This is a genomic window from Cellulomonas sp., assembly GCF_965229465.1.
In the GTDB taxonomy this organism is placed as follows: domain Bacteria; phylum Actinomycetota; class Actinomycetes; order Actinomycetales; family Cellulomonadaceae; genus Cellulomonas.
In genome coordinates, this window is sequence record NZ_OZ245882.1 from 928,921 (window position 1) to 941,747 (window position 12,827).

Annotated in this window: 10 protein-coding genes; 5 read left to right on the forward strand and 5 right to left on the reverse strand. The window is 72.7% G+C overall.

Going from position 1 to position 12,827, the window contains the following annotated elements; translation table 11 throughout:
* Positions 1–147 precede the first annotated feature (147 nt).
* The gene (locus tag ACO06A_RS04445) at positions 148–3,081 is read left to right on the forward strand and encodes a glycosyl hydrolase (RefSeq protein ID WP_421734836.1); all 2,934 of its coding nucleotides are present in this window, start codon (positions 148–150) and stop codon (positions 3,079–3,081) included.
* A gap of 69 nt (positions 3,082–3,150) precedes the next feature.
* On the opposite strand, the gene ACO06A_RS04450 is transcribed toward ACO06A_RS04445, so the two are convergent.
* From ACO06A_RS04450 to ACO06A_RS04465, 4 genes are all read right to left on the reverse strand, one after another.
* Positions 3,151–4,662 carry a DUF7059 domain-containing protein gene (locus tag ACO06A_RS04450; protein WP_421734837.1) on the reverse strand — a complete coding sequence of 504 codons (1,512 nt, stop codon included), beginning with the start codon at positions 4,660–4,662 and terminating at the stop codon, positions 3,151–3,153.
* A gap of 7 nt (positions 4,663–4,669) precedes the next feature.
* Positions 4,670–5,383 (reverse strand): endonuclease/exonuclease/phosphatase family protein, encoded by a 714-nt coding sequence (locus tag ACO06A_RS04455; RefSeq protein WP_421734838.1) that lies wholly within the window; start codon positions 5,381–5,383, stop codon positions 4,670–4,672.
* Positions 5,384–5,401: 18 nt separating this feature from the next.
* Positions 5,402–6,064: a ThuA domain-containing protein gene (locus ACO06A_RS04460; RefSeq protein WP_421734839.1), complete on the reverse strand. Its 663-nt coding sequence runs from the start codon at positions 6,062–6,064 to the stop codon at positions 5,402–5,404.
* A 63-nt stretch (positions 6,065–6,127) separates the two neighbouring features.
* Complete coding sequence (locus ACO06A_RS04465; protein ID WP_421734840.1) at positions 6,128–8,422, reverse strand: sodium-translocating pyrophosphatase; 2,295 nt, start codon at positions 8,420–8,422, stop codon at positions 6,128–6,130.
* Between the two features lie 229 nt (positions 8,423–8,651).
* On the opposite strand from ACO06A_RS04465, the gene ACO06A_RS04470 reads away from it, so the two are divergent.
* From ACO06A_RS04470 to ACO06A_RS04485, 4 genes are all read left to right on the forward strand, one after another.
* Positions 8,652–9,185 carry an RNA polymerase sigma factor gene (locus ACO06A_RS04470; RefSeq protein ID WP_421734841.1) on the forward strand — a complete coding sequence of 178 codons (534 nt, stop codon included), beginning with the start codon at positions 8,652–8,654 and terminating at the stop codon, positions 9,183–9,185.
* Positions 9,182–10,594, forward strand: a complete 1,413-nt coding sequence (locus tag ACO06A_RS04475; protein ID WP_421734842.1) for a hypothetical protein — start codon at positions 9,182–9,184, stop codon at positions 10,592–10,594. Before ACO06A_RS04470 ends, ACO06A_RS04475 begins: the two co-directional genes overlap by 4 nt.
* Before the next feature lie 67 nt (positions 10,595–10,661).
* Positions 10,662–11,201 carry an RNA polymerase sigma factor gene (locus tag ACO06A_RS04480; protein WP_421734843.1) on the forward strand — a complete coding sequence of 180 codons (540 nt, stop codon included), beginning with the start codon at positions 10,662–10,664 and terminating at the stop codon, positions 11,199–11,201.
* Positions 11,198–12,406, forward strand: coding sequence for a hypothetical protein (locus ACO06A_RS04485; RefSeq protein ID WP_421734844.1), 1,209 nt, complete (start codon positions 11,198–11,200; stop codon positions 12,404–12,406). The genes ACO06A_RS04480 and ACO06A_RS04485 overlap by 4 nt, the downstream gene beginning before the upstream one ends.
* Positions 12,407–12,449: 43 nt before the next feature.
* On the opposite strand, the gene ACO06A_RS04490 is transcribed toward ACO06A_RS04485, so the two are convergent.
* Positions 12,450–12,785 (reverse strand): STAS domain-containing protein, encoded by a 336-nt coding sequence (locus ACO06A_RS04490; RefSeq protein ID WP_421734845.1) that lies wholly within the window; start codon positions 12,783–12,785, stop codon positions 12,450–12,452.
* Between the last annotated feature and the right edge of the window lie 42 nt (positions 12,786–12,827).

A 12,827-nucleotide genomic window follows, 5' to 3' on the forward strand; every position in this document is an offset into this window, starting at 1 on the left:
CGCCACCCACGTTGTTCTCGCCTCGCGGTGCTTCCCCAAACGATTCGGGTCTGTCCCGTAGATCCTTTGTTTGGTAACTTGATTAAGTTCGTTCCAGTGCTCGTCCGTGGATGCCGGCTCCGGGGGCGGGACGACCCAGGAGGTTCAATGAAGAACCGTCATCTCGCGCGCGCCCTGACCGCAGGGATCACCGCCGCCGCCCTGTGCGGGATCGTGACGCTCCCCGCGACAGCCGCCGAGACCGTCACCCTCGTCGACCCGGGCGCCAGCCCGCAGACGCGGTCCCTGTTCTCCTACCTCGACGACGTGCGCGGCGACGGCATCCTGTTCGGCCATCAGCACACGACGTCGTACGGCCTGACGTTCACCGGCGCAGACGGCCTGAAGTCCGACGTGAAGAACGTGACCGGCGACTATCCCGCCGTCTTCGGCTGGGACACGCTGATCCTCCAGGGTGACGAGGCCCCGGGGTCGGCCGGAAACACGACCGCGCAGAACATCGCCGCGCTCGACGACTACATCGGCAAGGCGCACGAGCTGGGCGGCATCAACACCCTGTCCGCGCACATGGAGAACTTCGTCACCGGCGGCAGCTTCTACGACACCACCGGCGACACCCTGCGCGCGGTCCTGCCCGGCGGCGCCAAGAACGCCGAGCTGAACGCGTACCTGGACAACATCGCCCTCGCGGCAGACGGTGCGCGCGACGCCGACGGCAACCTCATCCCGATCGTCTTCCGCCCGTGGCACGAGAACGCGGGCTCCTGGTTCTGGTGGGGTGCCGCGTTCGGCTCCCCCGGCGAGTACAAGGAGCTCTACCGGTACACGGTCGAGTACCTGCGGGACCTCAAGGGCGTCTCGAACTTCCTGTACGCGTTCTCACCCGGCAGCGGGTTCGGGGGGAACACCGAGCAGTACCTGCGCACCTACCCCGGCGACGAGTTCATCGACGTGCTCGGCCTGGACGCGTACGACAACACCGGCTCGCAGGCGTTCCTCGACGGGCTGGTCGCGGACCTCGGCATGATCGCCGACCTGGCCGACGCTCGCGGGAAGGTCTCCGCGTTCACCGAGTTCGGCGTCTCGGGCGGCGTCGGCACCAGCGGCTCGTCTCCCGAGCAGTGGTTCACCAAGGTGCTGAACGCCATCAAGGCCGACCCGCGCGCGAGCCGGTCGGCGTACATGGAGACGTGGGCCAACTTCGACGCCGGCCAGCACTTCGTGCCCGTGCCCGGGGACGCCCTGCTGGAGGACTTCCAGGCGTACGCGGCGGACCCGTTCACCTACTTCGCGGGTGACGTCACCGGCGCGTTCGACCGTGCCGTCGACACGACTCCCGCGCAGCCGCTCGTGCACATCGCTTCCCCCGCGGACAGCGCCCGGGTCGCCACCTCGCCGACGACCATCCGCGCCACCGTGCAGAACGTGGACGCCGACCGCGTCTACGCCACCGTCGGGAGCACGGAGATCGAGCTCGCTCCCGGCGACGGCCTCTGGTGGTCGGCGCCGTGGGACATCCCCGCCGCCGAGCTGGACAACAGCACGCAGACGCTCGCGGTGCACGTGATCGTCGACGGCGCCGAGGTGCTGACCGACAGCGTCTCCGTGGTCCTCGGGCCGCGACCGACCTTCGGGCCGGGCGTGGTCGACGACTACGAGGGCTACGGCGACAACACCGCCCTGCGGGCCGAGTACGTCTCCTACGGCGCCAACACGCTCTCGCTGGACACGAGCGGCCCGTCGAAGGCGCTGCGGATGGACTACGACTTCGCCACGCAGACCTACACCGGGTTCGGCAAGCAGATCAGCGGCGACTGGTCGGCCTTCAACGAGCTGGCCCTGTGGGTGAAGCCCGACGGGTCCGGCAACAAGATGGTGCTCCAGCTCGTGGCCGGTGGCGTGTCGTACGAGGCGTACCCGTCGCTGGCAGGCACGACGGCGGGCGTCGTCACGTTCCCGTTCGTCGACTGGCGTCCGGCCCCGTGGGACACCGCCAACGCCAACCGCCGGATCACGGACGCGGACCTCAAGGCGATCTCGCAGTTCAACATCTACGTGAACAGCGTGGACGGGGGGGCGCCGTCGGGAAGCGTCGTCGTGGACAACATCGCCGCCCTCCCGGGTGTCGAGCCGCCGCCGCTCTTCTCCGACGTCCCTCCCGGGTCGCCGAACTTCGACAGCATCATCTGGCTGCACGACCAGGGCCTCGACGACGGCTACCAGGACGGCACGTTCCGGCCGACCAAGCCCGAGACGCGCCAGGACGTGGCGACGCTGCTCTACCGCTACGCGGACGCGACCTGGGTGCCGACCGCCAAGCGGCCCACGTTCCTCGACGTGCCCAAGAAGCACGCGGCGTACACGGCGATCGAGTGGCTGGCGCACGAGGGGCTCGTCGACACGACGCTCCCGGTGTACCTGCCGAAGGCGCCGCTCGACCGCTCGTCCGCCGCCGAGCTGCTCTGGCGGCTCGCGGGCAAGCCGGAGCCTGCCGCACCCGAGGCGTTCACCGACGTCCCGTCGTGGCACCCGTACGGCAAGGCCATCGCGTGGGCCACCGAGACCGGCATCATCGTGCCGATGTCGGCGACCAGGTACGGCGTGCTCAAGGTGGTCACCCGCGGGGACTTCGCCGGGTACCTCGACCGGTACGACCACCGGCCGACGCCGCTCGAGCCCGTCGTCCTGTCCGACTTCACGAACGGCACGCAGGGCTGGGGTCCGATCGGTGAGGGGACCGTCTCGTCCACCGGGGGCACCCTGACCGTCGACGCGGCCTCTCCGGACGGCGGCTGGTTCGGGTTCGGCCCGTCGGTCGGCGACTGGACCGGGCGCACCCAGGTGACGTTCGACGTGGTGTCCACCACCGGGTTCGACACCAAGGCGGCCCTGCAGGTGGGCTCGTCGTGGACCTGGTGCGAGACCGCGCAGGTGGGCTGGATCGCCGCGCCGACGACCGACGTCGTCGTCGACCTGGAGACCCTGACCGCCGACTGCGGCGCGCAGCTGGCCGACGTGAAGCGCATCAACCTGTACTTCAACGCCGGCACCCACGTGCTCGACGACGTGGTGCTGCACTGACAACCCGCACCGACCGCTGCGTCCGAGCAGATGGAGGTTCCAGCCTGCATCTGCTCGGACGTTGTGGACCTACTCGGCAGGCAGCAGCAGGCCGTCGCGGACCAGGCCGCGGGCCGACGGGAGGACGTCCGCCGCGACCGCGTCGGCGCCGACCTCCAGCAGGGCGCCCAGCGCGTTGACGATCTGGCCCACGGTGAGCTCGCCGTCGCAGACCCCGACGAACCCCGCGAGCGCGGTGCCCGCCTGCACGGCCCGGCCGAAGCCGCCACCCTGGCGCAGCAGGACCACCTGCGGGTCGGGGTCGCCCGGGGACAGGTACCGCTCCTCGGTGACGTCGGGTGCGACGACGAGGCGCTGGGCGGCCAGGTCGTCGTCGGTCATCGACTGGAGCCAGTCGTGGGCGGCGAGCGACGCCGCGATGGACGGGCCGAGCGGCTGCTGGACCGTTCCGGTGACCTCCTCGAGCCGGCGCATCGACACCTCCCCAGCAGGCTTGCGCAGGGTCACGACGCCGAACCCGATCCCCTCGACGTCCCGCGACGCGAAGTCGTCCAGCCACTGCCCGTACCGGACCGCCCACGCGGAACGGTCCCGGTCGGGGGTGGTCCCGCCGTCGCGGATCCACGTCTCGGCGTACTGCGCGGGGTCCTGGAGCTCGCGCTGCACCACCCAGCCGTCCAGCCCGCTGGCGTCGATCCACGACCCGACGCGCTCGTGCCACTCCTCACCGCGCCGCACCTCCCAGTTGCCCAGCAGCTGCGCCACTCCCCCGGGCGCCAGCACCGCGCCGACGCCCTCGACGAGCTCCCGCACGATCGCGTCTCCGGACCGTCCGCCGTCGCGGTACTCGTACGACGGCATCCCCGGCGTCCGGGGCGTGATGACGAACGGCGGGTTGCTCACGACGAGGTCGAACCGCTCGTCGGCGACGGGCTCGAGCATCGACCCCTCCCGAAGATCGAGCTCGACGCCGGCGAGCACCGCGTTGAACCGCGCGAAGCCCAGCGCCCGTCGGGAGATGTCGGTGCCGACCACCCGGCGCGAGTGCCGCGACGCGTGCAGCGCCTGGATGCCGCAGCCGGTGCCGAGATCGAGCACCAGGTCGCGGTCGTCGCGCACCGTGACCTGCGCGAGCGTGGTGGACGCCCCGCCGACGCCGAGCACGTGGTCGGTGCGCAGCGCCTGACCGGTGGCCAGCTCGCCGAGGTCCGACGCGATCCACCAGTCGACCTCGCCGCCTCCGTCGACCGCCGTGTACGGCCGCAGGTCCACCCGGGCGCTGACGTCGTCGCCGTCGGACTCGACCAGGCCCAGGCGCTCGGCGCCGTCGACCGTGAGCGTGGGCAGCGCCCGCTCGAGCAGCCGCCGGGGCGTGGTGGACCCGAGCAGGAACGTGCGGACCAGCGCGGCGACCACGTCGTCGGACGCCTCCGTGGCCCGCAGCGCCGGCACCGGCTCCTCGCGGTGCAGCGCGTCGGCGGCGACCGGCCCGAGCACGTCCTCGACGCCGGACACGCCGTACCCCGCAGCGGTCAGGTCGGTGCGGAGCGCGGCGACGAGGGCGGCATCGGTCAGGATCACCCCGCCATCATCCCTGCACCGTCCGCGCCTCCGGGTCGCCCGGAGGCTCCGGCTCCACGAGCAGGTCGACGACGAGCGGGCGGTGGTCGCTGCCGCGCAGGACGGGCGGACCGGAGGGGACCCGCGCAGCCTCGACGCCCAGGTCGGGGGACACGAAGACCGCGTCGATCCGGTGCAGCGCGTCGATCGCGGGGTAGGTGGGGTCGCCGGTGGGGTCGGCGTCGACCAGCACGCTGGCGAGTCGCTTCCACGTGGGGCCGCCGGGACGCTCGTTGAGGTCGCCGAGCACGACCGTCTGCGTGGCGGTGACGTGGTCGAGCAGGATGTCGGACAGGTGCCTGGACCGCTCGTCGCGGACCAGGGACAGGTGCACGACGACGAACCGGACGCCGTCGACGGTGGCCATGGCGACACCGCGGCGGGTGCGGCCCGCGAGGTTGACCAGCTTGAGCGCGCGCGCCTCGGACACCGACCGACCCGACGCGACCAGCAGGGCGGTCGTCCGAGCACCGCGGCCGTTCACCGCCGTCCGCAGGCCCACGTCCCGCGCGAACCGCCACATCTGCCACCGGCCGAGCAGTCCCCGCGGAGGCTCCTGCACCCCGAGCACGTCGGGCGCCGCGATGCGCACCACCGCGACGGCGTCGGCCCGGGACAGCTGCAAGCCCTTGAGGTTGTACGTCATGACCCGCAGGCGGCCGGCGTCGGGGCTCGTCGTCACCGGGACATCCTGTCGGACTCAGCGGCCGAGCAGCCAGCGGACCTCGCGGCGGAACAGGTCCACGCGCGACGGCGAGTCGTACGAGCGGACGTCGTGCCCGAGGGCGTCGTAGACCACCCGCCCGGGACCCGGGGCGACCCAGACCACCGGGTGCGCGACGCCCTCGTGGTCCGCGACCACCAGCACGTGCACGTCCGGCGAGACCTCCAGCGACAGGTACTGCTCGTCCAGCGCCTCCACCGTGGACAGCCCGGCGGAGACCGGGTGCGACGGGTCGACCACGCGGAAGAGCACCGGACCGAGCGGCGGGTGCCAGGTGGTCCCCTCCAGCCACCGACCGCCGAGCACCGACGCCCACGACGGCCGGTCCAGGAAGGCGTTCGCCGCCTGGTGCAGCCCGAGCACCGGGACACCCGACGCGACCAGCGCGGCCAGCCGGTCGTGGAACGGCGCCCAGTCGTCGTCGGTGCCGTCGAAGTCCGGGTCCGGCCGGCCTCGACCCGCGGCGACGATCACGAGGTCCGGGTCGACGTCGTCCAGCGCGGACGGCAGGGTGCCGCGGATCGTGGCGTCGACCCCGTCCTGCGCCAGCAGCCCGGCCAGCCGGTGCGCCACCGCGGCGGTGTCGTGCCACGGGTCCTCGTAGCGGTCGTGGCCGGCGAGCACGATCGCGTGGGGCATCGGTCCTCCTCCTGCACAGACGACGATGCCCCCGGCAGGAGCCGGAGGCATCGTCGTCACGCGTCAGCGCGCGAGCGCCTTCTCGGCCTCGCGTGTCAGGTCCTCTCGGTCGGCTCGGGCCGCACGAAAGCGAGACATCACGACCGCCCCGCCCGCGATCAGCGCGGCCGCGACCGCGATCGACAGTCGAGCGGTCTGGTTGGCGTCGGCACCCACCGAGATGGCCACGACGGCCGGCGCGATGAGCAGCGAGACCAGGTTCATCACCTTGATCAGCGGGTTGATGGCCGGCCCGGCGGTGTCCTTGAACGGGTCACCCACCGTGTCGCCGATGACCGCCGCCGCGTGGGCGTCGGACCCCTTGCCGCCGAAGTTGCCGTCCTCGACGATCTTCTTCGCGTTGTCCCAGGCGCCGCCCGAGTTGGCCAGGAAGACCGCCATGAGCACGCCGGTCGCGATGGCCCCGCCGAGGAACCCGGCGAGCGGGCCGACGCCGAGCCCGAACCCGACCGCGATGGGCGCGAACGCCGCGAGCAGACCGGGTGTCGCCAGCTCGCGCAGCGAGTCGCGCGTGCAGATGTCGACGACCTTGCCGTACTCGGGTCGCTCCTCGTACGTCATGATCCCGGGGTGCTCGCGGAACTGGCGGCGCACCTCGAACACGATGGCCCCCGCGGCGCGGGTCACGGCGTCGATCGCCAGGCCCGAGAACAGGAACACCGTCGCGCCACCGAGGATCACGCCGACCAGGGTGACCGGGCTGATGATCGAGTAGTTGACCATCGCCGCGGTGAGCTCGTCGCCCACCTGGCCCGCCGTGCCCAGCGCGTTCTTCACCGCGTCGGCGTACGACCCGAACAGCGCGGTCGCGGCCAGCACGGCGGTCGCGATCGCGATCCCCTTGGTGACCGCCTTGGTGGTGTTGCCCACGGCGTCGAGGTCCGTGAGGATCTGCGCGCCCTCGGGCGTCACGTCTCCCGACATCTCCGCGATGCCCTGCGCGTTGTCGCTGACCGGCCCGAACGTGTCCATGGCGACGATGACGCCGACCGTGGTCAGCAGGCCGCAGCCCGCGAGCGCGATGAGGAACAGGGACAGCGACACCGAGCCGCCGGCCAGCAGGAACACGCCGCAGATGGCCGCCGCGATGATGCCCGCGGTGTAGACGGCGGACTCGAAGCCGACCCCGATGCCGGACAGGACCACGGTGGCCGCGCCGGTCAGGGTGGTCCGGGCGACGTGCAGCGTCGGCTTGCTGGTGGTGCCGGTGAAGTAGCCGGTGACCCAGAGGATGACGCCGGCGAGCGTGACGCCGATGGCCACGGCCACCGACGCGATCAGGCGCGGGTCCCCGCCGTGCGTCTCCAGTCCGGCGGTCCCGCCCGTGAGCTCCGCGAACGTCGACGGCAGGTAGATGAACGCCGCCACCGCGGAGAGCGCGACGCCGACCAGCGCCGAGATGTAGAAGCCGCGGTTGATGGCCGTCAGGCCGCTCTCCGCACCGCGCACCCGCGTGATGAACACGCCGAGCACCGCGACGAGCGCGCCCATCGCCGTGACGACCAGCGGGAACACCAGGCCCTGCTCGCCGAACGCGGCCTTGCCCAGGATGAGCGCCGCGACGAGCGTGACCGCGTACGACTCGAACAGGTCGGCCGCCATGCCGGCGCAGTCGCCCACGTTGTCGCCCACGTTGTCGGCGATCGTCGCCGCGTTGCGCGGGTCGTCCTCGGGGATGCCCTGCTCGACCTTGCCCACCAGGTCGGCGCCCACGTCGGCCGCCTTGGTGAAGATGCCACCGCCGACCCGCATGAACATGGCGAGCAGCGCTGCCCCGAAGCCGAAGCCCTCGAGCACGGCCGGGGCCTCTGCCCGGTAGATCAGCACGACGGACGCCGCGCCGAGCAGGCCCAGCCCGACGACGCTCATGCCCACGAACCCGCCGGTCCGGAACGCGATGCGCGCGCCCTCCGCGCGCCCACCAGGCTCGGACGCGGCCGCCGCCACCCGGACGTTCGCCCGCGTGGCCAGCCACATGCCCAGGTACCCGATCGCCGCGGAGAACCCCGCACCGATCAGGAAGAAGACGGACCGACCGATCTTGACGCCGCTGTCGCCCGGCAGCAGGAAGAGCAGGGCGCAGACGACGACCGCGAAGAGGGCCAGGGTGCGGAACTGTCGGCTCAGGTACGCCGCCGCACCTTCCTGGACCGCGCGCGCGATCTCGCGCATGGACTCGGTCCCCTCACCGGCCGCGAGCACCTGACGGCGCAGGACGACGGCGATGAGCAGGGACGCGACCGCAACGGCCGCGATGACACTGACGATCGTGATGCTCGTTGACCCGAGCTCGACCATGCATCCTCCTCGGACATCAGCGAGGCCCCCCTGACCACGCCTGTCCCACAGCCCCGTTGCTGCGCGACTGGGCGAGTCTAGCCACGAGATGTGACGTGGATCGCACCGGCGTGCAGACGGGTGACCGGGACCCAGATCGGCGGGACGATCGAGTTCACCCCCAACCGTTCGGGCAGTCAGGGCGTCTGGACAGGTGAGGGCAGCACTGCCCGACCAAGGAGGTCGACCCATGAGCTGGGAGGACGATCTGGACCGGCTCGTCACCGAGCGAGGGTCGGCACTGGTCGCGTACGCCTACCTGTTGACCGGGGACATGTCGGCGGCGGAGGACCTGGTGCAGGACGGGCTCGTGCGGACCTACGCCCGCCGCCGGCCCGACGACGTCACCTGGGTCGAGGCCTACGTGCGCCGCGTCATTCTGAACACGTATCTCGACGCCTACCGGGCGCGCCGTCGCTTCTCCGCCGTGACCCACCTCATCGCGACGCCCGAGGCCACCGAGGACGAGCTCGCGGCCGCCGGTGACCGCGCCGACGTGGCACGAGCGCTCACCGTCCTGTCCCCCCGCGAGCGCGCCTGCGTCGTCCTGCGGTTCTCCGACGACCTCACGCTGCCCGAGATCGGCCGCCGGCTCGGCGTGTCCCCCGGGGCGGTCAAGCGCTACCTGTCCGACGCCCGCCACAAGCTCGAGCCGCTCCTGGGACCCCAACCCGGCCTGTCCACCGAGGACGTCCCCACGATCGCGAAGGGAGCCGGACGATGAACCACGACCTCGAGTCGGCCCTGGGCGAGCTGGCCGACCGTGCCGAGCAGAGCCACCGGCTCGGACGCGCCCCGCTGCCCGTCGCCCGGATCACCGCCCGGGCCCGCACCCGGCGACGCACCCGCGCCGCGGTGGCGATCGGTGGCGCAGCTGCCGTGGTCGTCATCGTCGCGGGCACGGCGTTCGCGTTCCTGCCCGACCGCACCAGCCCAGCGCCCCCGGCCACCCCGTCCCCGTCGGTCACGAGGACGACCCCGGCACCCTCGCCGACGCCCACGGTCGCGCCGGTCGTCCTGCCGGTCGGCGACCCCGCCCTGCCGTTCGGCGCGTGCGGCTCGCTGGCGACCTCGCCGGCCGCCGACCCGGTGGACGACCGTGTCGTCGCGCGCGTGGCGCCGGACGCAGGTTCGATGCTGTCCGGTGGGCACCTGGCCGTCGGCGGCGAGGTCGAACGCAGCACGGAGCTCGGAGCCGCCCTGGTGCTCGCCGTGCCCGACGGCGGACCGCGGGTGGCGGTCGTGCGCGACGGCGTCGTCGTCGGCACCACCGGCTTCTACCCCGCAGCGGACGACGCGATGGCCGGCCGCAGCGGCAACCAGGGCGAGACGGCCTGGTTCCGCGGCGCCCTCGACCTCACGGTCTGCGATCCCGCGGACGGCGGCCCGGCGACCCCGGGACGTCCGCTGCCGGCGGGCACCTACGAGCTGCGGCCGTGGGCGACGGTCGTCACCTTCGACGGCGATCTCCCGCAGGAGCTGGCACAGGGGACGCTGACGCTCGCGCAGACGGCGGCGCTCGACGGCGCTGCCCGCGCGACCGCCCTCGGCGAGCCGGCGACCGTCACCGTGACGGGTGAGGCCGACGAGCAGCTCGCGGCTCCCGGCTCGGACGTCCCGCTCGACGCGACCACCACGGCGGATCGACCCGCCTGCGACGGTCCCGCGCCCGCGGCCCCCGTCCGGACGGCGATGCTCGACCTCCAGGTCACCCCGCAGGCGACGACGTTCGCGGCCGGGTCGCCCCTGCGCGCCAGCGGCACCGTGCAGTACACCGGACCGGGCCGGCTGCGCGCGTACGGCTACTACGCGATCGAGTACTGGATCGTGCGCGACGGGATCGTGGTGGGCACCACCGTGCAGGCGAACGACGCGTTCTCCGTGGTCGACCTGGGCGCGGGCGCACCCCTGGCCTTCCCCGAGGCCGAGCGGGTGCTGACCTCCTGCATCTCCGGCGTCGAGCAGCCGCTGAGCGACGGGAACGCCCTGCCCGCGGGCGTCTACCAGGTGTATCCCGGCTGGATCTTCTCGGCACCCGTCGTCCGGCTGCCGTCCGGGACCGTGCCGCTCCAGGACACCAGCGCGGGCTACGCGGTCACGCTCGGTGCGCCGTTCACGGTCACGCTCACCTAGTCGGATCCGACCAACGGTTCACACCTCCCGGTCGTCCAGGAAGATGACGGCACCACAGGGAGGTGGCATGACGGCCTGGGAACAGGTTCTGGACGAGCTCGTGCGGGCTCGGGGGCGGGCGCTGGTGCGCTACGCGACCCTGCTCACCGGCGACGAGCGCGAGGGCGAGGACCTGGTCCAGGACGCGCTGGTGCGCTGCTTCGGACAGGGGCGACCTCTCCGGGAGGCCGCCGCCGCTGAGGCCTACGTGCGGCGGGCGGTGCTGACGATCTTCCTCGACGGCCACCGCCGCAAGGCCCGCTGGACCGCGGTGCGGCACCTGCTGGCGCGGGACGACGCCACCGCCGACCACGGCCCGACCGCCACCGCCCGGCTCGACGTGCAGACCGCGCTGCTCACCCTGCGCCCCCGGCTGCGCGCCTGCGTGGTGCTCCGCTTCTACGACGACCTCACCGTGCCGGAGATCGCCCGCCGCCTGGAGATCTCCGACGGCACGGTCAAGCGGTACCTCTTCGACGCGATCGGGCAGCTCGAGACCCTGCTGGGTCCGCTGCCCGACGCGCACACCATCGACATCCAGCTGGTCCCGACAGGAGTGACCCGATGAGCCCTGACCTGACCCGAGCCCTGCACGACGCCGTCGACACCGGCCCGGACGACTCCCCGTTCGACGTCACGTCACTCACCGGCCGCATCCGGCGCCGCCGGACCGTCCGTGCGGGTGTCCGCGGCGGGGTCGCCGTCGGAGCCGTCGGAGCCGTCGCGCTCGGCGCCGTGTACGTCGGGGGGCGAGATCCTCTGTCCGTGCTCCCCGCGGCGCGTGCCGACGCCGGGCCCGGGACGTGCGGGTCGGACATCGGGCTCCTCCCGACGGCCGACCCCGGTCGGGTGGGTCTGCTGCCCTCGACGGACGGCTCCTGGTACATGGAGGACCCTTCCGCCGTCCCCCCGCAGGGCAGCCACCTGGGAACCCTGCTCGGGCGCGCCATGAACCCGGTCCTCGTCCGCGAGCTGTCCCCGGGTGCTCGGGACGCCGCGGTCGCCGAGCTGGTGCGCAGCGCGAACGAGACGCTGGCCGCCGCGGAGGAGCGTCGCGCGGCCGTGATGGCGGATCCGCCGGATGCTGTCCCGCTCACCGCCGGCCAGGTCGACGCACTGGACCGTGGAGTGGAGGTCGCGCGCCAGCAGCTCGAGGCCGCGGAGAGCTCGGAGCGGATCAGCGGCACCGGCGACGAGCTGGACAGCCAGATCCTGATCACCCACGACGGCACGGTCGTGGCGTCCGACGCCGACCCGTCGCCGGACCCGGGGTACTCGTGGCTGTCCTCGCCCGACCGCTCCGTGGTCTCGGGCCTGACGAGCACGGAGCTGACCACCTGCGCGACTGACGGGCACCCCGGAGGCGTGCCGTTGCCCGCCGGCGAGTACTCGGTCTACGTGAGCTATGCCGATGCCGGCGCGCGCACCGTGGCAGGTCCCTGGTCCCTGACCCTGCTGGACATGCCGCCGGCACCGACCGGCTTCCCCGAGGGCTTCCCGGTCGACGACGTCCCCCTCATCGGTGGCCGGCTGGTGTCGGTCACCCCGATGGCTGGGTCGAGCGGCGAGGGGTGGAGCGTCGTGATCGCCGCCGACGGGGACGACGCCGCCAAGGCGGCCGTCCGGCTGCTCGGCGACGACTGGTCGACCTACCCGGCGCTCGCACCCCCGCCCGGCATCACCTTCCCCGTGGCGGGGTGGGAGGTCGGCGTCACAGCATCGACGTCGGAGGACGGAGAGCAGACGGTCGTCTACTCGATCCTGCCGGACTGACCCGTCAGCCGATCGGCGCGACCGCTGCACCCGCACCCGCTGCTCAGGCGTCCAGGGCCGCCTCGACCGTCTCGTGCACGGTGAACACCTGCAGCAGCGCGGTGATCCGGAAGACCTTGAGCAGCCGCTCGGAGTCGATCACCAGCTGCAGCTGACCGCCGGCCAGCCGGACCTTCTTCAGGGTGCCGACGAGCACGCCGAGCCCGGTCGAGTCCATGAACCGGACCGCGCGCAGGTCGATGACCAGGTCGGTGCGGTCACGGTCGAGCAGCTCGGCAAGCTGGTCGCGCAGGGTGTCGGCGGAGGACACGTCGATCTCGCCCTCGACCTCCACGACGGTGCGGGGACCGATGTCCCGACTGGTCACGTGCACGTCCATATCGTCCCCCTCTCTGCGCGAAGTTAAACAGAGAGGGGGACG